20 protein-coding genes are annotated in these 17,480 nt (G+C 59.4%); 10 read left to right on the forward strand and 10 right to left on the reverse strand.

Going from position 1 to position 17,480, the window contains the following annotated elements; genetic code table 11:
• Positions 1-76: 76 nt before the first annotated feature.
• Complete coding sequence (gene cysK, locus AB4P92_RS08225; protein WP_042558111.1) at positions 77-1,051, reverse strand: cysteine synthase A; 975 nt, start codon at positions 1,049-1,051, stop codon at positions 77-79.
• Between the two features lie 128 nt (positions 1,052-1,179).
• Here cysK and AB4P92_RS08230 point away from each other — a divergent pair, with 128 nt between their 5' ends.
• The 3 genes from AB4P92_RS08230 to AB4P92_RS08240 all read left to right on the forward strand — a co-directional run bounded on the left by AB4P92_RS08230 (position 1,180) and on the right by AB4P92_RS08240 (position 4,436).
• Complete coding sequence (locus AB4P92_RS08230; RefSeq protein WP_042558110.1) at positions 1,180-2,256, forward strand: DUF748 domain-containing protein; 1,077 nt, start codon at positions 1,180-1,182, stop codon at positions 2,254-2,256.
• A 143-nt stretch (positions 2,257-2,399) separates the two neighbouring features.
• Positions 2,400-3,245: a MoxR family ATPase gene (locus AB4P92_RS08235; RefSeq protein ID WP_042558109.1), complete on the forward strand. Its 846-nt coding sequence runs from the start codon at positions 2,400-2,402 to the stop codon at positions 3,243-3,245.
• Positions 3,246-3,257: 12 nt separating this feature from the next.
• Positions 3,258-4,436: a VWA domain-containing protein gene (locus AB4P92_RS08240; protein WP_042558108.1), complete on the forward strand. Its 1,179-nt coding sequence runs from the start codon at positions 3,258-3,260 to the stop codon at positions 4,434-4,436.
• Positions 4,437-4,545: 109 nt separating this feature from the next.
• Here AB4P92_RS08240 and AB4P92_RS08245 read toward each other — a convergent pair whose 3' ends face one another.
• The 4 genes from AB4P92_RS08245 to AB4P92_RS08260 all read right to left on the reverse strand — a co-directional run bounded on the left by AB4P92_RS08245 (position 4,546) and on the right by AB4P92_RS08260 (position 8,282).
• A complete protein-coding gene (locus AB4P92_RS08245; RefSeq protein ID WP_395599229.1) occupies positions 4,546-5,469 on the reverse strand; it encodes a biotin-dependent carboxyltransferase family protein in 924 nt (307 codons plus the stop codon).
• Entirely contained in the window at positions 5,466-6,170 is a 705-nt protein-coding gene (gene pxpB, locus AB4P92_RS08250) for a 5-oxoprolinase subunit PxpB (RefSeq protein WP_395599230.1), read from the reverse strand. Before pxpB ends, AB4P92_RS08245 begins: the two co-directional genes overlap by 4 nt.
• Positions 6,167-6,919, reverse strand: coding sequence for a 5-oxoprolinase subunit PxpA (locus tag AB4P92_RS08255; protein WP_395599231.1), 753 nt, complete (start codon positions 6,917-6,919; stop codon positions 6,167-6,169). The genes pxpB and AB4P92_RS08255 overlap by 4 nt, the downstream gene beginning before the upstream one ends.
• Positions 6,920-6,995: 76 nt before the next feature.
• Positions 6,996-8,282 carry an MFS transporter gene (locus AB4P92_RS08260; RefSeq protein WP_395599232.1) on the reverse strand — a complete coding sequence of 429 codons (1,287 nt, stop codon included), beginning with the start codon at positions 8,280-8,282 and terminating at the stop codon, positions 6,996-6,998.
• 159 nt (positions 8,283-8,441) lie between these two features.
• Between AB4P92_RS08260 and AB4P92_RS08265 the strand changes: the two genes are divergently transcribed.
• Positions 8,442-9,356 carry a LysR family transcriptional regulator gene (locus AB4P92_RS08265; protein ID WP_042558103.1) on the forward strand — a complete coding sequence of 305 codons (915 nt, stop codon included), beginning with the start codon at positions 8,442-8,444 and terminating at the stop codon, positions 9,354-9,356.
• 92 nt (positions 9,357-9,448) lie between these two features.
• Here the strand turns inward: AB4P92_RS08265 and AB4P92_RS08270 are convergent, their stop codons facing one another.
• Genes AB4P92_RS08270 through AB4P92_RS08280 form a run of 3 tightly spaced genes read right to left on the reverse strand, consistent with a single transcriptional unit; the run spans position 9,449 to position 11,295 of the window.
• A complete protein-coding gene (locus AB4P92_RS08270) occupies positions 9,449-9,991 on the reverse strand; it encodes a DUF2937 family protein (RefSeq protein ID WP_115147718.1) in 543 nt (180 codons plus the stop codon).
• 13 nt (positions 9,992-10,004) lie between these two features.
• Positions 10,005-10,781 (reverse strand): class II glutamine amidotransferase, encoded by a 777-nt coding sequence (locus AB4P92_RS08275; protein WP_042558101.1) that lies wholly within the window; start codon positions 10,779-10,781, stop codon positions 10,005-10,007.
• A 16-nt stretch (positions 10,782-10,797) separates the two neighbouring features.
• On the reverse strand, positions 10,798-11,295 hold the full coding sequence (locus tag AB4P92_RS08280) for a hypothetical protein (protein WP_042558100.1): 498 nt from the start codon (positions 11,293-11,295) through the stop codon (positions 10,798-10,800).
• Positions 11,296-11,520: 225 nt separating this feature from the next.
• Between AB4P92_RS08280 and AB4P92_RS08285 the strand changes: the two genes are divergently transcribed.
• Together AB4P92_RS08285 and AB4P92_RS08290 are read left to right on the forward strand one after the other, a co-directional pair.
• Positions 11,521-13,575 (forward strand): S9 family peptidase, encoded by a 2,055-nt coding sequence (locus AB4P92_RS08285; protein ID WP_395599233.1) that lies wholly within the window; start codon positions 11,521-11,523, stop codon positions 13,573-13,575.
• 117 nt (positions 13,576-13,692) lie between these two features.
• Positions 13,693-14,166 carry a cyclic nucleotide-binding domain-containing protein gene (locus AB4P92_RS08290; RefSeq protein WP_150594359.1) on the forward strand — a complete coding sequence of 158 codons (474 nt, stop codon included), beginning with the start codon at positions 13,693-13,695 and terminating at the stop codon, positions 14,164-14,166.
• On the opposite strand, the gene AB4P92_RS08295 is transcribed toward AB4P92_RS08290, so the two are convergent.
• Positions 14,163-14,447 carry a hypothetical protein gene (locus tag AB4P92_RS08295; protein WP_042558096.1) on the reverse strand — a complete coding sequence of 95 codons (285 nt, stop codon included), beginning with the start codon at positions 14,445-14,447 and terminating at the stop codon, positions 14,163-14,165. The two genes, AB4P92_RS08290 and AB4P92_RS08295, sit on opposite strands and share 4 nt — an antisense overlap.
• Before the next feature lie 79 nt (positions 14,448-14,526).
• Between AB4P92_RS08295 and AB4P92_RS08300 the strand changes: the two genes are divergently transcribed.
• The 4 genes from AB4P92_RS08300 (at position 14,527) to AB4P92_RS08315 (ending at position 16,766) form a co-directional block, all read left to right on the forward strand.
• Entirely contained in the window at positions 14,527-15,213 is a 687-nt protein-coding gene (locus AB4P92_RS08300) for a spermidine synthase (RefSeq protein ID WP_042558095.1), read from the forward strand.
• A gap of 48 nt (positions 15,214-15,261) precedes the next feature.
• Positions 15,262-15,633, forward strand: coding sequence for a YajD family HNH nuclease (locus tag AB4P92_RS08305; RefSeq protein WP_007911336.1), 372 nt, complete (start codon positions 15,262-15,264; stop codon positions 15,631-15,633).
• A gap of 203 nt (positions 15,634-15,836) precedes the next feature.
• Complete coding sequence (locus AB4P92_RS08310) at positions 15,837-16,307, forward strand: RNA methyltransferase (protein ID WP_007911337.1); 471 nt, start codon at positions 15,837-15,839, stop codon at positions 16,305-16,307.
• Between the two features lie 81 nt (positions 16,308-16,388).
• Positions 16,389-16,766 (forward strand): DUF2892 domain-containing protein, encoded by a 378-nt coding sequence (locus AB4P92_RS08315; RefSeq protein WP_042558094.1) that lies wholly within the window; start codon positions 16,389-16,391, stop codon positions 16,764-16,766.
• 163 nt (positions 16,767-16,929) lie between these two features.
• Here AB4P92_RS08315 and AB4P92_RS08320 read toward each other — a convergent pair whose 3' ends face one another.
• A complete protein-coding gene (locus AB4P92_RS08320; RefSeq protein ID WP_042558093.1) occupies positions 16,930-17,379 on the reverse strand; it encodes a YcgN family cysteine cluster protein in 450 nt (149 codons plus the stop codon).
• Positions 17,380-17,480: the final 101 nt, after the last annotated feature.

Below are 17,480 nucleotides of genomic sequence, written 5' to 3' on the forward strand. Positions count from 1 at the left end.
AATCACCCTTGCGCGATCAAGGTCACAAACAGGATCAAAAGATCGCCCGTCACCGGGCGATCTTTTACTTGCCTGGTTACTGCTGATTCTCCTGTTCGGTGAACAGATCGCTGAACAGCATGCTCGACAGATAACGCTCACCGGAGTCCGGCAGGATCACAACGATCGTCTTGCCCTGCATTTCCGGCGTCTCCGCCAAGCGAACCGCCACGGCCATCGCTGCGCCGCAAGAGATGCCGCACAAGATCCCTTCTTCCTGCATCAAACGCAGCGCCATGGCCTTCGACTCTTCGTCGGTCACCAACTCGACGCGGTCAACCATCGACAAATCCAGATTCTTCGGCACAAAACCGGCACCGATGCCCTGAATCTTGTGCGGGCTCGGCTTGATCTCTTCACCGGCCAGCGCCTGGGTAATCACCGGCGAGGCCACAGGTTCCACCGCCACCGAAGTGATCGGTTTGCCCTGGGTATTCTTGATATACCGCGAAACGCCGGTAATGGTTCCGCCGGTACCTACGCCAGCCACCAGCACGTCAACGGCGCCATCGGTGTCGTTCCAGATTTCCGGGCCGGTGGTTTTTTCATGGATGGCCGGGTTGGCCGGATTATCGAACTGCGCGGGCATGAAGTATTTGTCGGCATCGCTGGCAACAATCTCCGACGCCTTTTCGATCGCGCCTTTCATGCCTTTGGCCGGTTCGGTCAACACCAGTTCGGCGCCCAGCGCCTTCAGAACCTTGCGCCGCTCGATACTCATTGACGCCGGCATGGTCAGCATCAACTTGTAACCACGGGCGGCAGCCACGAAGGCCAGGCCAATGCCGGTGTTGCCCGACGTCGGTTCGACGATGGTCATGCCCGGCTTGAGTTTGCCGCTGCTTTCGGCGTCCCAGATCATGTTGGCGCCGATCCGGCACTTGACCGAATAACCGGGGTTGCGCCCCTCGATCTTGGCCAGGATGGTCACACCGCGTGGCGCGATGCGGTTGATCTGCACCAACGGCGTATTGCCGATGGAATGGGCATTGTCAGCAAAGATACGGCTCATGGCTGGGTCCTTATGCAGCATTGAATTTAGCGCTCCAAGGTATGCCTGTTGCCCATCACAGTCCAGTCGGGTCGAACGTCTGTCGACGTCCGCAGTCAATCGCTTTATATCGTTCGGGAATCGTCACCATGAAGCGTCGTTACAGTTGGCCGTTGTGGGCCTTCGCCACCGTCATTGTGTTACTGGTCGCCTTGCACATCGCCCTGCCCTACCTGGTGCGCGACTATCTGAATGACAAACTGGCGGACATGGGTGATTACCGTGGCCAGGTGACCGATGTTGACCTGGCGCTGTGGCGCGGCGCTTACAAAATCAACGGCCTGAAAATCGTCAAAGTCGACGGCAAGGTACCCGTGCCGTTCGTCAATGCACCCGTGATTGATCTGGCGGTGAGCTGGCACTCGTTGTGGTACGACCATGCGGTGGTGGGCGAAGTGCAATTCTTCAATCCCGAGATCAACTTTGTCGACGGCGGCGCCAACAAGCAGAACTCCCAGACCGGTCAAGGTACTGACTGGCGCGAGCAACTGGGCAAACTCCTGCCGATTACCCTTAACGAAGTGCGCATCAGCGACGGGAAAATCACGTTCCGCAACTTCAACTCCAAACCGCCCGTGAACATGAATGCAACCAACGTCGATGCCAGCATCTACAACCTGACCAACGTGGTCGACACCGAAGGCAAACGAGATGCGCGTTTCGAGGGCAAAGCCTTGTTGCTCGGCCATGCTCCTCTGGAAACCACCGCGACCTTCGATCCGCTGAGCAACTTCGAAGACTTCGAGTTTCGACTTCGCGCAAAAGACATCGAGCTCAAGCGCATGAATGATTTCGCTTCCGCCTATGGCAAGTTCGATTTCAATGCCGGCCATGGCGACGTGGTGATTGAAGCGAAAGCCGAAAAAGCCAAAGTCACCGGTTACATCAAACCGCTGCTGCGCGACGTCGATGTGTTCGACTGGCAGCAAGACGTCGAGAACAAAAACAAAGGACTGTTCCGCTCGGTCTGGGAAGCACTGGTCGGCGGTACCGAAACCGTGTTGAAGAACCAGGTCAAAAACCAGTTCGCCACTCGCGTAGAACTGAGCGGCAATGTTCATCAGCAAAATATCAACGCGTTCGAAGCGTTTTTGCAGATTTTGCGCAATGGATTTGTTCAGGCGTTCAATGCTCGCTATGAGCGGCCGAAGCCGGATGAGGGTTGAGTCAACATGTGACGCCCCATTCAGAGACTGAATAAGCCGTCTGCGTTCACAGTCGACCGGGCTGCGCGTTATAGTCGGGGCATCCGATTATTTCGCCCCCGCCCTGCCCGTTCAGGTCGGCGTTACCGTTCGAGGATTAGCAGATGAAGTTCGAAGGCACCCAGGCCTACGTTGCCACCGATGACCTGAAGCTGGCAGTCAACGCCGCCATCACCCTGGAGCGGCCGCTGTTGGTCAAGGGCGAGCCGGGTACCGGCAAGACCATGCTCGCCGAGCAACTGGCCGAATCGTTCAACGCCAAGTTGATCACCTGGCACATCAAGTCCACCACCAAGGCCCACCAGGGCCTGTACGAGTACGACGCGGTCAGCCGTCTGCGCGACTCGCAGCTGGGCACGGAAAAAGTCCACGATGTGCGCAACTACCTGAAGAAAGGCAAGCTCTGGGAAGCCTTCGAATCCGAAGAGCGGGTGATTCTGCTGATCGACGAAATCGACAAGGCCGACATCGAGTTCCCGAACGACCTGCTGCAAGAACTCGACAAGATGGAGTTCTACGTTTACGAGATCGACGAGACGATCAAGGCCAAGAAGCGCCCGATCATCATCATTACCTCCAACAACGAGAAAGAGTTGCCGGACGCCTTCCTGCGTCGCTGCTTCTTCCACTACATCGCCTTTCCCGACCGTACCACCCTGCAGAAAATCGTCGATGTGCATTACCCGGACATCAAGAAGGACCTGGTCAGCGAAGCGCTGGACGTGTTCTTCGACGTGCGCAAGGTGCCGGGCCTGAAGAAGAAGCCATCGACTTCGGAACTGGTCGACTGGCTGAAGCTGCTGATGGCCGACAACATCGGCGAAGCAGTGCTGCGTGAGCGCGATCCGACCAAAGCCATCCCGCCGCTGGCAGGCGCGCTGGTCAAGAACGAACAGGACGTGCAACTGCTTGAGCGCCTGGCGTTCATGAGCCGTCGCGGCACCCGCTAAGAGGCTGATGCCATGTTGCTCAACCTGTTCAACGAAATGCGTGCAGCCAAGGTGCCGGTATCGGTGCGCGAGCTGCTCGACCTGATCAACGCGCTGAAACAGCGCGTCACGTTCGCCGACATGGACGAGTTCTACTATTTGTCGCGGGCGATTCTGGTGAAGGACGAACGGCATTTCGACAAGTTCGACCGTGCGTTCGGCGCTTACTTCAATGGCCTGGAAAAGCTCGACGATCACCTGCAGGCGCTGATTCCCGAAGACTGGCTGCGCAAGGAGTTCGAGCGCTCGCTGAGCGACGAGGAACGTGCGCAAATCCAGTCCCTGGGTGGCCTGGACAAGTTGATCGAAGAATTCAAAAAGCGCCTGGAAGAACAGAAGGAACGTCACGCCGGCGGCAATAAATGGATCGGCACTGGCGGCACCAGTCCGTTCGGCTCCGGCGGGTTCAACCCGGAAGGCATTCGGGTCGGCGATGCTGGCAAGCGCCAGGGCAAAGCGGTGAAAGTCTGGGATCAACGCGAATACAAAAACCTCGACGACTCGGTGGAACTGGGCACGCGCAACATCAAGGTTGCCCTGCGTCGCCTGCGTAAATTCGCCCGCCAGGGCGCCGCGGAAGAGCTGGATATCGACGGCACCATCGACCACACAGCCAAGGATGCCGGTCTGCTGAACATCCAGATGCGTCCGGAACGCCGCAACACGGTGAAGCTGTTGCTGCTGTTCGACATCGGCGGTTCGATGGATGCGCATGTGAAGATCTGCGAGGAACTGTTCTCGGCCTGCAAGACCGAGTTCAAGCATCTGGAGTATTTCTACTTCCACAACTTCGTGTACGAGTCGGTGTGGAAAAACAATATGCGCCGTACTTCCGAGCGCACTTCAACCCAGGACCTGCTGCACAAGTACGGAGCCGACTACAAAGTGATCTTCATCGGCGACGCCGCCATGGCGCCATATGAAATCACCCAGGCCGGCGGCAGCGTCGAGCACTGGAACGAAGAGCCCGGATATGTGTGGATGCAGCGGTTTATGGCGAAGTACAAGAAGCTCATCTGGATCAACCCGTATCCGAAAGATACGTGGGGGTATACCTCGTCGACCAATATCGTCAGGGATCTGATCGAGGACCAGATGTATCCGCTGACCCTTCGCGGGCTGGAAGAAGGGATGCGGTTTCTTTCCAAATAATCTGTGTTGTCAGTGAAGGCCCCTTCGCGAGCAGGCTCGCTCCCACAGGTGCACATAAAGTTTGTGTACAACCAGGAACACTGTGGGAGCGAGCCTGCTCGCGAAGCTTTTAGCTATCCAGAAAGCGCTGCAAATACTCGACATGTTCGCGGTGCGCAACTTCCTGCACTACCGGCCTCAACAGCACCTGCGCCCCAGGCAGGCGCTGCGCCAATCTCGCCAACGCCAACGGCGTCAACGCCCCCAGGCGCGGATAGCCACCAATGGTCTGCCGATCATTGAGCAACACAATCGGCTGCCCGTCCGGCGGCACCTGCACCGCGCCTAGCGGAATGCCCTCGGAAATCATCGGCAACCCTTGATATTGCAACGCCTTGCCTAACAGGCGAATACCCATGCGATCGGCGCGACTGTCGAGCGTCCAGGCGCTATTGAACACGTCAAACAGACTCTGCCCGCTGAACTGACCGATTTGCGCACCGAGCACCAGGTCCAGCGGCTCATTCGAGCGCAGGTCCGGTTGCTGCTGATGCGTTACTTCGCGCATTTGAGCGGCTTCGCCGTGATAGCTCAGCGTCGAGCCCTTGGCCAAGGGCAAGCCCATGCCATCAAGCCCGCCAAGCTCTTCGCGCACCACCGTTGCACTGCTGCCCAATACCTTTGGCGCGTCGAAGCCACCGGGCGCCGCCAGATAAGCCCGGGCGCCGAGCAATGGCTGGGTGAACTGCAATGTCTGCCCTTTGCTCAATTTGAAACTGCGCCATGGCGCCAACGCCTGGCCGTCGATCAGCGCACCAAGATCAGCCCCGGCCAGCGCCAGCATGCAGTCCTCTTCGGCCACCACCGCAAACCCGCCCAAGGTGATTTCGATGACCGGCACATCCAGTTCATTACCCAGCAACCAGTTGGCCCAACCCATCGAACACCAATCCGCCGCGCCGCCCTGAGTCACGCCCAGATGTCGCACGCCAAAGCGCCCGGCGTCCTGCAACAGGCACAGCGGTGTGCTGGTTTCAATCATCAGTCGGCTCATGTCAGCGCCTCCAGTGGCGTGTCATCGCCGCCCAGGTTGATGAACTCGGCATGACTGACCGCTTCGAACCGCACAGTGTCACCGGGCTGCATCAGGCTGTAGCCGTCACGATTGCGATCAAAGAGCTTCGTCGGAGTGCGACCGATCAGGTTCCAGCCACCGGGCGATACGACGGGATAAGCGGCAGTTTGCCGCTCGGCAATACCGACGCTGCCAGCGGCAACTTTCTTGCGCGGGGTATTCAGACGCGGCGCTGCCAGAACTTCTTCGACCAGTCCCATGAAAGCAAAACCCGGCGCAAAACCGAGGGCGAACACCTGGTATTCCCTGGCACTGTGGCGACGAATCACCTCCTCCACGGCCAGACCGCTGCGCTCGGCGAGCAAGCTCAGCTCGGGGCCGACACTCAGGTCGTACCAGACCGGCAACACGTGGCACTGGCCGACGGTTCGCGCATCTGGCAACAGATCGATCAACGCCTCAGCGATCAATTCCCGCGCCTGCTTCGGACTCAACGACGTCAAATCGTAATGCACCATCAGTGTGGTGTAGGACGGCACCAGGTCAATCAGCTGCGCGCCGAACACCTCACGCAACCGCACGCTGGCCGCTAGCATCCACGGCATGTTGGCTTCGGCGATTTCATCGAACAGGCGCAGCATCAGGCAATCCAGCGCCACCACTTCAATCCGTGGATTCATGGCGCGTTCTGCTGATTCAAAGCCTCACGGATGCGCTGCACGGCAGCCACCGAACTGGCGTTGTCGCCGTGCACGCACAGGGTGTTGGCCTGCAAATGCAATGCACTGCCATCGCTGGCAGTGAGCGCGTCACCACGAGCGATGATCAAGGCTTGCTCGATGATTTTTTGCGGGGCGTGATGCACAGCGCCCGGCTGATGCCGCGAGACCAGTCGGCCGGCGCTGTCGTAGGCGCGGTCGGCGAAGGCTTCGAACCACAGGGTCACGCCGTACTCGTCACCGAGCTGCTGCGCCGCCGCATTGTCGCGGGTTGCCATGAGCATTAGCGGCAACGCGCGGTCGTAGGCGGCAACGGCCTGAATCACTGCGCGCAACTGCGCCGGGTTGGCCATCATGTCGTTGTACATCGCGCCATGGGGTTTGATGTAACTGACCCGCCCGCCCTGGGCTCGGCAGATACCGTCGAGGGCGCCAATCTGGTAATGCAGGATGTCTTGCAACTCTTGCGCGGAATAGGCCATGGAGCGGCGACCGAATCCGACCAGATCCTGATACGCAGGGTGCGCGCCAATCTGCACGCCGTGGCTGAGCGCACGGCTGACTGTTTTACGCATGATGCTCGGATCGCCGGCATGGAAACCGCAGGCCACGTTGGCGCAATCGATGAAGGGCATGACCTCGTCATCCAGACCCATGGTCCAGCTGCCGAAGCTCTCGCCAATGTCGCAGTTCAATAACAGGCGGCTCACGGTAAACACTCCTGTAGCTTCTTGTCTTTCTATCCGTAGGACAAAGCCCGTTGGGCAATGCCCCGCAGGTTATCAGTTACTGCGCATCCAGTTGCTTGCCGCGAGTCTCCGGCAAGCTCAACGCCGCGAGAATCACCACGCCGTAAGACACCGCGGCAAAGGCCCCAATGCCCACGCTCAATGGCACTTTCTGGCTGAGCAGACCGATAAACAGCGGAAACAGTGCCGCCAGTGCCCGACCGATGTTGTAGCAGAAACCTTGGCCTGAACCGCGAATTCGCGTGGGGAACAGCTCAGTGAGAAACGCGCCCATGCCGCTGAAAATCCCCGAAGCAAAGAATCCCAACGGAAAGCCCAGCCACAGCATCACGCCGTTGCTCACTGGCAATTGCGTGTACAGCAGAACGATGGTGAACGAACCGACGGCGAAGAGGATGAAGTTCTTTTTGCGACCCAACAGGTCGGTCAGATAGGCGCTGATCACATAACCGGCATAAGAGCCGACGATGACCATCGCCAGATAACCACCCGTGCCGAGCACACTCAAGCCACGCTCGTTTTTCAGGAAGGTCGGCAGCCAGGAGGTGATCGCGTAGTAGCCGCCCAGCGCACCGGTGGTCAGCAACGACGCACGGATTGTGGTGAAGAGCATGCCGGGGGCGAATATCTCGTAGAACTTCGCCTGATTTTCCGGAGTTTGCGCAGCCTTGGCCTCGCGATAGATCTCCGGGTCTTTGACCAGACGTCGCACGAAAATCACGAAAATCGCCGGGACAATGCCGAGGATGAACAGCGCCCGCCACGCGTCTTCCGGTGGCAACACCGAAAACAGCAGCGCATACAGAATCGCGGTCAGGCCCCAACCCAGCGCCCAACCGGATTGCACCATGCCGACGGCTTTGCCGCGATCCTTGGCGCGGATCACCTCGCCGATCAGCACTGCGCCTGCGGTCCATTCACCGCCGAAACCGAAGCCCATCAGGGTACGAGCGATCAGCAGTTGTTCGTAGTTTTGCGCGAAGCCGCACAGGAAGGTGAAGAAGGCAAACCACAGCACGGTCAGTTGCAGCGTGCGCACGCGACCGATGCGGTCGGAGAGAATGCCGGCGACCCAACCACCAATGGCCGAAGCGATCAAGGTGCTGGTGTGAATCAGTCCCGCTTCACCGGTCGTGATGCCCCACATCGCGATAAGGGTCGGCACGACGAAACTGAGCATCTGCGTGTCCATGCCGTCCAGACCGTAGCCGATCTTGCAGCTCCAGAACGTGCGGCGCTCCTGTTGGTTGATGTTGCGATACCAGTCGAACGGCCCCGGACGCGCCGATGGCTTGGGTAGATCGATAGTGTCGGGAGCACTCATGGCAAATCTCCGCAGGTTTTTTATTGGTCTTGTTCGCAGCCCCGACGACGCCTATCGTGGGAACCGGATGCGCCGATTTTTCGTCCCGTAGCCCTGCTGCGTCCAACGAATAAAACCCCGCCTTAGGCATAAGAAAAATTTGTCACCCGAGCCTTGCCCATGAACCTGAAGTTTCTCGAGACCTTTGTCTGGGTCGCCCGGCTGAAGAGTTTTCGTCTGACCGCCGATAAGCTGTTCACCACCCAGGCGTCGATTTCCAGCCGCATCGCGGTGCTTGAAGGCGAACTCGGTGTGAAGCTGTTTTTGCGTGATTCGCGTGGCGTAAGCCTGACGCCCGAAGGCTTGAAAGTGCTGGACTATGCCGAGCAGATGCTCGACACCATGCAGGCACTGAAGCAATCGATCGAGACCCGCTCGAGCAAAGTCGGCCGTGTGCGTATCGGTGTCATGGACACGGTGATTCACACCTGGCTGAGCCCGTTGGTGGCGCAGATGACCGAGCTGTATCCGCGGGTTGAAATCGAGCTGGTGGCGGATACGTCGCTCAATCTCTGCGATCAGCTGCAAAAAGGCTTTCTCGATCTGATCCTGCAAACCGACCTGGTACGCCATGAAAGCGTGCGCAGTCTGGAACTGGCCAGCCATCCGCTGGGCTGGATCGTCGCCAGCAATTCGATCTACAACCGCGAGTACGCCGATCTCGCCGAACTGGCACAGGAGCGGATCATCACCTACTCGAAAAACTCGCGACCGCATCAAGACATTCTGGCGCTGATGCAGGCCAGCGGCGTGTTGGCGCCGCGCTTGAACTGTGTGAATTCGGTGTCGGCGATTACCCGGTTACTGCGTGACGGGTTTGGCATTGGTGCGCTGCCACCGGTGCTGGTAGCCGAGGAACTGGCGCGCGGGGAATTGACCTTGCTCGGCATCGATAAAACACCGCCGGCGTTGCAGGTGGTGGTGTCGTGGCGGGTGGGGGTCGAGTGGGTCGAGGAGATCGTGACGTTGTGTCAGCAGGTGTTGGCGGGGTATGCGCGCAAGGTGGGCACGGGTTACATCAAGCTGAATATTTAGAAGCAAAAGATCGCAGCCTGCGACAGCTCCTACAGGGAAATGCACATCCCCATGTAGGAGCTGTCGCAGACTGCGATTTTTTGATCCTGGGCTTAGAGGCCGCGCACGTCGCGGTCTTCGATCGGCCGGCTCTGGCGCAAGCGCCTGCCACCCAGCACGACCCAGTCGATCAGCCGGAACAGGCATTCGATGCCGAACGACAGCAACAACGCCCCGCTCATGCCCCAGATCATGGCTTCAGGCGTCAGCAGAATCTGGTAGCTGTAGCCATTCCAGGTTTCCTTGCGAATATCCGGATCGGCAGCCAGCACCACTTGCAGGAAGCGGATGTACCAAGGGCCCTGCATCGCCTGGAATTGTTTATCCAGTGCAATCTGACGGTTGAGCATGGTGCTCAGGCTGTCGGCATCGCTGCGAAACACAGGGTCTTCACTGGCGCGGTAATGCGCGACCAGCGCCTGAATGTCGCCCTTGAAGAACTGCTCGGCAGTGCCCTGAAACCCGCGCAGACCGGTCTGCGCCTCGATCAGATGCGCCTCGACCCGCTTCGCGTAATCGTTGATGAATCCCGGCACCTGGACACCGATCAACAGGCCCGCCGCAAACAACACCAGCCGTAGATAACTGAGCAACATGGGATGCAAATCCTTATTCGGTCTTGCCCTGGCTGACGCATTCGCCGCGTCGCCACAGGCTCCATTGGCCCGGTTCGTAGCGGGTCCAGGTTTCGTTTTCGGTCAACGGTTCAGTCGCAATGACCGTCACCACATCGTTTGGCGTGGTTTCGGCCTGAAAATCGACGATCACGTCGACATCCTTGAGCCGCGCCGGACCGAACGGTGCGCGCCGAGTGATCTGTGCCAGTTTGGTCGTGCAATAGCAGAACAGCCAGTCGCCGTCGCTGAGCATGCAGTTGAACACGCCTTTGCTGCGGTATTCAGCGCACGCGGCGACCAGATCCGGCAGCAGCACTTCTATATCGACCGGTTCGGGAAATGCTGCACGCACACGGTTGAGCAAGTCGCAGAACGCCGCTTCGCTGTCGGTATCGCCGACCGGGCGGTAGAAACTTTTGATCGGGGTGAAGTCGGCGAGTTGGCCGTTGTGCGCGAAGCACCAGTTACGCCCCCACAGTTCGCGGACGAACGGGTGGGTGTTGGACAGGCAGACCTTGCCGACATTGGCCTGACGGATGTGGCCAATGACCACTTCACTCTTGATCGGATAGCGCTGAACCAGGTTGGCGACTTCCGACTCGCAACTCGCCGCCGGATCCTGGAACAGCCGCAGGCCACGGCCCTCATAGAACGCAATGCCCCAACCGTCGCGGTGCGGGCCGGTGCGACCGCCGCGCTGCATCAGCCCGGTGAAGCTGAAGACGATATCGGTCGGCACGTTGGCACTCATGCCCAGTAATTCACACATGTGCGGACTCTCGGGATTACAGACGCGGCTCGACCCGCATGCGCTGCGGATTGTTCGGTACCGGCGGGCGACCGTAGCGGTCGTCTCCGGCGGCGCCGAAGGGTTGATCATCGTCACGATCGTCGGCGCGGGCGGCGGCTTTGGCAGCTTCAGCCTGTTCGCGGCGAGCTCTGGACGCGCGCTCGATCGGCAAGCGGATCAGCACGTAAATCAGGTAGATGCCGAAGGCAATCATGCCGTACATGAACAGATCGGAGACCGCCCGCCAGGCGTTGTTGCCCACCTTGAACGCCAGATCCAGCGCAGTGATGGCGATGGCCGGGGCGACCATTTCCTTCACCGGATCAACGATAGTCGGGCTGAACAGCAACACTGCCATCAGTACACGAAGTGGCTCGCGCAACCAGCGCCACATCCAGCGGGTCAGGCGCATCCATACCAACAGGCAGCCTACAGCGGCAAAGCCGTAGAGGCCCCAGGCGATCAGATAGTCGTTCTCGGTCATGGTGTCCATGGCAAGGCAGGCAAAGAGGCGCTTATAGTAACGACTTTTCGCCCGCCAGGCTTGTCACAATAGACACACAACCTGTGAGAGCGAGCCTGCTCGCGAATACGGACGGTCAGTTGAAACATCATTATCTGACCCACCGCTTTCGCGAGCAGGCTCGCTCCCACAGAGGCTGCAGTGATTTCCAGAGCGGCGAAAACCCTGATTCCGTACATTGTCCGAGAGCCTTCCATGCCCCAATCCGCCAACGTCAAGAGTGCCCCGATTGCCCGCAAGGCGGCCGGTGCCGACCCGTATGCCTGGCTGCAGGAACGCGACACCGACGCGGTGCTTGATTACCTCAAGGCTGAAAACGCCTATCAGGAAGCGCAAACCGCCGACCAGGCCGAGCTGCGCGAAACCCTGTTCGAAGAGATCAAGGGCCGCATCCTAGAAACCGATCTGTCCCTGCCCTCGCCGTGGGGTCCGTACCTTTATTACACGCGCACCACGGCGGGCGATGAATATGCTCGGCATTACCGTTGCCCGCGCCCGGCGGACGACAGCCTGACCCTCGACGAAAGCCGCGAACAGCTGCTGCTCGACCCAAACGTGCTGGCCAATGGCGGTTTCTTTTCGCTGGGTGCGTTCAGCATCAGCCCCGATCACCAGCGTCTGGCCTACAGCGTCGATGCCTCGGGCGATGAAATTTACACCCTGTTCGTCAAGGAACTGTCCAACGACAAGGTCAGCGAACTGGAATTCGAAGACTGCGATGGCAGCATGACGTGGGCCAACGACAGCCTGACGCTGTTTTTCGGCGCCCTCGACGACACTCATCGCCCTTACAAACTGTTCCGTTATCGCCTGGACGGCACCGCGGCCGAAGAAGTGTTCCACGAACCGGACGGGCGCTTTTTCCTGCACTGCTATCGCTCAAGTTCCGAGCAGCAATTGCTGCTGTCGCTGGGCAGCAAGACCACCAGCGAAGTCTGGGCGCTGGACGCCAATCAGCCGCATCTGCCGTTCACTTGCCTGGCGCCTCGGGTCGAAGACCATGAATACGATGTCGATCACGGCATGCTCGATGGCGCGTGGACGTGGTTCATCCGCACCAACCGCGACGGCATCAACTTCGCGCTGTATCAAGCGCCGGATACAGGTGTCGCACCGAGCGAGGCCGACTGGCAGAACCTGATCGCGCACAGCGATACGGTGATGCTCGACGGCGTGACCCTCAACACCGAAGCCATGACCCTGAGCCTGCGCGAAGGTGGACTGCCGATCATTGAAGTTCACCCACATGGCCTGACGCCTTATCGCGTGCAATTGCCGGACGCGGCCTACAGCCTCTACGTGCAAAACAGTCTGGAATTTGAAAGCGATCGCATTCGCCTGCGCTATGAGGCCTTGAATCGCCCCGCTCAGGTACGCCAACTGATTCTGGCGACGGGCGAACAAACCGTCCTCAAGGAAACCCCGGTGCTTGGCCCGTTCGACGCCGACGCCTACGTCAGCCAGCGCCTGTGGGCGACCGCTCCGGACGGTACGCAAGTGCCGATCAGTCTGGTGATGAAACGTGAAATGGTCGGCAAACCGGTGCCGCTCTACCTCTATGGGTACGGCGCTTACGGTTCGAGCCTCGACCCGTGGTTCTCCCATGCCCGTTTGAGCCTGCTCGATCGCGGCATGGCCTTCGCCATCGCCCACGTGCGCGGCGGCGGTGAGCTGGGCGAAGCCTGGTATCGCGCCGGCAAGCAGGAGCACAAGCACAACACCTTCAGCGACTTCATCGCCTGCGCAGAGTTTTTGATTCTCAACGGCATCACCACTGCGCCACAACTGGCGATCAGCGGTGGCAGCGCCGGCGGTTTGCTGATTGGCGCGGTGCTTAATCAGCGGCCGGATCTGTTTGGTGTGGCGATTGCCGAAGTGCCGTTCGTCGACGTACTCAACACCATGCTCGACCCGGAGCTGCCGCTGACCGTCACGGAATACGACGAGTGGGGCAATCCCGAAGACCCGGACGTCTATGAGCGGATCAAGGCCTATGCGCCGTACGAAAACGTCAGCGCGCAGGATTATCCCGCAACGCTGGTCATCGCCGGCTACAACGACAGCCGTGTGCAGTACTGGGAAGCGGCCAAGTGGGTGGCGAAACTGCGCGCGAACAAGACTGACGACAATGTGCTGCTGCTCAAGACCGAATTGGGCGCCGGGCATGGTGGAATGAGCGGGCGATATCAGGGATTACGTGACGTAGCGCTCGAATATGCATTTGTTTTCAAGGTTCTGGGGCTTGCCTGAGGAACTCCGTCGGTCACTTGGGTCTTAATTGCAGACCCAAGAGGCCGATACCCCACAAATCCAATGTAGGGTTCATATAGCGCCTGAAAACCGAGAAAACAAAAAGACAGCAATGACATGTCAGAACCAACCTTACTGAACAATGAAATCCGCGACTGGCTGATGGATTGCGGCCTGTTCGATCAATTGCTGCTCGCGGACTTTGCCGCAGCATCCGGCTACTTCAGCATCAGCACCGTGGCTGAGGGCGAGGCGATTTTCCGCGAAGGCGATGCCGGCAGCTTCATGTGCATTCTTCACACCGGCCAGGTCGCCGTGCAGAAAACCGGGCCCGACGGCCAGGTCATTACCATGGCCACGCTGCGCAGTGGTCGGGCATTTGGAGAAATGGCCGTGCTCGATGGCGAGCGACGCTCGGCGACGTGCATCGCGGCGAGCAATTGTCAGTTGCTGAACCTGGGCAAGGATTCGCTGGAAAAAATGCTCAACGACGCACCGAAGATCGCCGCCAAGATCATCCGCGCCCTCGCCGTCTCGCTGTCCAAACGCCTGCGCATGGCTGACGGCCAACTGGCGGCGCAGCAGATTTAACCGCCCGGGGTTTTCGCCTTGGTGCCGGTCGGCTCGATGCCCGGTACCGGTTGATCCTTGCTCGGCGGGCTGGGCATTTCGATCGGCACCAGCGGTGGGCTGCCACTGCCGGCGCCCGATTTGGGAATGTTGATCGGTGTGATCTGCGGGTATGGCGTCGGCGTTGCGGTCCCGGGCGAGCCGGGTTGCGGCGCCGGGCTGACCGGAATGGCCTGCTGTGCCTGCGCTGCAGTAATCGCGAGCGCGGCCAGGGCAATGACCGTTAGAATGGTGCGCTTCATCAAGGGCTCCGTTTGGCCTTAGTCTGCGCTCAGGCTACTCCCAACGGGCCTGCTTGCCTTCCCCCTTGTAGAGATTTCCATGAAACGTTTTGTTCTGCTCGACACCACCCCGATCCCTGAAAGCGGCGGTGCCCTGTGCCTGTTCGAGTATGGCGAGGATTTTGTCATCAAGATCCAGGGCGGCGACGGCGGGCAATTGATGAACACGCGCATGCACGGCTCTGAAGATGCCTTGGCCGAGATCCCTTGCCGCAAGGTCGCCGGACGTCCGGATTCGCGGGTGCTGATCGGTGGCCTGGGCATGGGTTTCACCCTCGCCTCTGCGCTCAAGCATCTGGGCAAAACCGCCGAAGTCGTGGTCGCTGAACTGGTCCCGGGCGTGGTCGAGTGGAACCGTGGTCCGCTTGGCGAAAAGTCCGGCCGCCCGCTGCTCGATCCGCGCACGGTGATCCGCCAGGAAGACGTTGCCAATGTGCTGCAAAGCGAGCCGAACGGTTTCGACGCGATCATGCTCGACGTCGACAACGGCCCTGAAGGCCTGACCCAGAAGGCCAATAGCTGGTTGTACTCCGCCGCCGGGCTGAACGCCTGCGCCAAGGCCTTGCGCCCCAAAGGCGTACTCGCCGTGTGGTCGGCCAGCGCCGATCGGCAGTTTTCCGACAAATTGAAGAAGGCCGGTTTCAAGGCCGAAGAAGTGCAGGTCTTCGCCCACGGCAACAAAGGCACGCGCCACACAATCTGGATTGCCGAGAAGCTCAAGGGCTGAGCTAAACTGCGAACATAACCGTCTTTAGTCTTCTGCAAAGGTGAACCCATGAGTTCGTCCACCCCCACCAACACGTCGAAGCTCGATCGCATCCTCGCCGACAACCAGCGCGACAAGGAAATGGGCTACCGCGACAAGGCCCTGAAGATGTACCCGCACGTGTGTGGCCGCTGCACCCGTGAGTTTTCCGGCAAGCGCCTGAGCGAACTGACCGTGCACCACCGTGACCATAACCACGACAACAACCCGCAGGACGGCTCGAACTGGGAGTTGTTGTGCCTGTACTGCCATGACAACGAGCACTCGCGTTATACCGACCAGCAATACTTCAGCGAAGGCTCGCTGAGCACGCCGAAGATTGCCAAGGCGACGCACAATCCGTTTGCTGCATTGGCCGGGTTGATGAAGAAAGAAGACTGATCTTCATGCCCACACTGGCCCCATCGCTGGCAAGCCAGCTCCCACAGTGATTTGGGTCGATCACAATTTTGTGTACCCCCGAAATACCTGTGGGAGCTGGCTTGCCAGCGATAAGGCCGGATCAGACACGGCAGATATCGAAGCTGCCCGCCCTCCCCCAATCCCCGTATAATCGCGCTCTTTTTCCCGAAGGCTCCCCGCTCGTGGCAGACAAACGTTACAGCTGCATTGGTTTGTACAACCCAAAATCACCGGAGAACGTCGGTTCGGTGATGCGCGCCGCAGGCTGTTACGGCGTGGCGTCGGTGTTCTATACCGGCAAACGTTATGAACGCGCCGCCGATTTCGTCACCGACACCAAGCGCGTGCATTACGACATCCCGCTGATCGGTATCGATGATCTGAAAAAGATCCTCCCGCTCAACTGCGTGCCGGTCGCTGTGGAACTCGTGGAAGGCGCCCGCCCGCTGCCGGAATACACCCACCCGGACCGCGCGCTGTACATCTTCGGCCCGGAAGACGGCTCGCTTGATAAAGAGATCCGCGACTGGTGCGAAGACGTCGTGTACATCCCGACCACCGGTTGCATGAACCTCGCCGCGACGGTCAATGTTGTGCTCTACGACCGCATGGCCAAGGGCCTGAATACCCGCTCCGGGCCAAAATTCCGCTGAAGCGTCGCACATCCGATGGAACAAGCTGACCGCTCTGGCAGTCAGCTTGTTTATCCATTATTCATTGCCTGGAGAAAGATCATGACCGAGCTCAAACGCGTCGAGCGTATCGAATCCACCCCGTTTCAGTCCCCGTCCGACCAGAATGTTCAGGGCTGGGAGCGCATTGGCTCACTGGCCGGCGGCGTAGTGATGGTCGGCAAGGGCCTGCGCCGTGGCGGTGTGTTCGGGTTGATTCAGGTGGCGATTGGCGGTGTGGCCATGGCCCGTGGCATTACCGGGCACAGTTCGGTGAAAAGCCTGTTCGAGAGAAGCCGTCAGGACATGAACAACGTGCGAGCCAAGATCGAGCGCGCCGGTGAAGAACTGAGCAAGCTGAAGGCCAACGCCGAGGCCGCGACCAGCACCGCAACCGTTACTGGCAATGATTCGGTGAAATCGCCGAAAGCCGGGGTTTGAACCAGAGCTGTTGATGAGGCTCCCGGCCTCATCGCTGGCAAATCAGCTCCCGCAGGGTTTTGGAGTGTTCACAGAATTTGTGCCATTCAGATAAACCTGTGGGAGCTGGCAAGCCAGCGATGGCGGTATTAATAAACAACACATTATCCAAGACGTTTGTTCGTTAACCCGCGCGGAAAATCAGATGATCTTCCCAGTCATCCTCTGCCACGCTGCCTTCGGCGAGCATGCGCCCGGACTGGGAAATCCTTTCGTGGTGCACCGCATCTCGATCGCCGCACACCAGGTGATGCCACAACGGCAGATCCTTGCCTTCGCTCACTAGTCGATAACCACAAGTCGGCGGCAGCCATTTGAACTCTTCAGCCTGGCCGGGAGTGAGCTGGATGCAGTCCGGGACAAACTTGATGCGGTTCGGGTAGTCGCTGCACTGGCAGGTTTTCAGGTCCAGCAGTTTGCAGGCGATACGCGTGTAGTAAACGCTGTTGTCTTCCTCATCCTCGAGTTTTTGCAGGCAGCACAGGCCACAGCCGTCGCACAGCGATTCCCATTCCTCCAGATCCAGTTGATCGAGGGTTTTGCGTATCCAGAACGGTTCGACTTTGGCGGCCATGGCTCAAGCATCAACATCAGGTGGTGAAAAGGCCACCAGTCTAGTGCCGAAGGCCCGGCGGGCCAAGCGCTGGCGACTGCCGGTTGCCCCGCACTTGTCAG

The sequence above is a fragment of the Pseudomonas sp. A0308 genome, from assembly GCF_044218815.1.
Lineage (GTDB): Bacteria > Pseudomonadota > Gammaproteobacteria > Pseudomonadales > Pseudomonadaceae > Aquipseudomonas > Aquipseudomonas iridis.

Coding starts and splice junctions, on each gene's coding strand:
- AB4P92_RS08260 (WP_395599232.1), bottom strand. CDS start 8,282: ATGAGTGCTCCCGACACTATCGATCTACCCAAGCCATCGGCGCGTCCG.
- AB4P92_RS08230 (WP_042558110.1), top strand. CDS start 1,180: ATGAAGCGTCGTTACAGTTGGCCGTTGTGGGCCTTCGCCACCGTCATT.
- pxpB (WP_395599230.1), bottom strand. CDS start 6,170: ATGAATCCACGGATTGAAGTGGTGGCGCTGGATTGCCTGATGCTGCGC.
- AB4P92_RS08300 (WP_042558095.1), top strand. CDS start 14,527: ATGAAACGTTTTGTTCTGCTCGACACCACCCCGATCCCTGAAAGCGGC.
- AB4P92_RS08235 (WP_042558109.1), top strand. CDS start 2,400: ATGAAGTTCGAAGGCACCCAGGCCTACGTTGCCACCGATGACCTGAAG.
- AB4P92_RS08275 (WP_042558101.1), bottom strand. CDS start 10,781: ATGTGTGAATTACTGGGCATGAGTGCCAACGTGCCGACCGATATCGTC.
- cysK (WP_042558111.1), bottom strand. CDS start 1,051: ATGAGCCGTATCTTTGCTGACAATGCCCATTCCATCGGCAATACGCCG.
- AB4P92_RS08305 (WP_007911336.1), top strand. CDS start 15,262: ATGAGTTCGTCCACCCCCACCAACACGTCGAAGCTCGATCGCATCCTC.
- AB4P92_RS08290 (WP_150594359.1), top strand. CDS start 13,693: ATGTCAGAACCAACCTTACTGAACAATGAAATCCGCGACTGGCTGATG.
- AB4P92_RS08315 (WP_042558094.1), top strand. CDS start 16,389: ATGACCGAGCTCAAACGCGTCGAGCGTATCGAATCCACCCCGTTTCAG.
- AB4P92_RS08265 (WP_042558103.1), top strand. CDS start 8,442: ATGAACCTGAAGTTTCTCGAGACCTTTGTCTGGGTCGCCCGGCTGAAG.
- AB4P92_RS08280 (WP_042558100.1), bottom strand. CDS start 11,295: ATGGACACCATGACCGAGAACGACTATCTGATCGCCTGGGGCCTCTAC.
- AB4P92_RS08240 (WP_042558108.1), top strand. CDS start 3,258: ATGTTGCTCAACCTGTTCAACGAAATGCGTGCAGCCAAGGTGCCGGTA.
- AB4P92_RS08270 (WP_115147718.1), bottom strand. CDS start 9,991: ATGTTGCTCAGTTATCTACGGCTGGTGTTGTTTGCGGCGGGCCTGTTG.
- AB4P92_RS08320 (WP_042558093.1), bottom strand. CDS start 17,379: ATGGCCGCCAAAGTCGAACCGTTCTGGATACGCAAAACCCTCGATCAA.
- AB4P92_RS08285 (WP_395599233.1), top strand. CDS start 11,521: ATGCCCCAATCCGCCAACGTCAAGAGTGCCCCGATTGCCCGCAAGGCG.
- AB4P92_RS08245 (WP_395599229.1), bottom strand. CDS start 5,469: ATGAGCCGACTGATGATTGAAACCAGCACACCGCTGTGCCTGTTGCAG.
- AB4P92_RS08295 (WP_042558096.1), bottom strand. CDS start 14,447: ATGAAGCGCACCATTCTAACGGTCATTGCCCTGGCCGCGCTCGCGATT.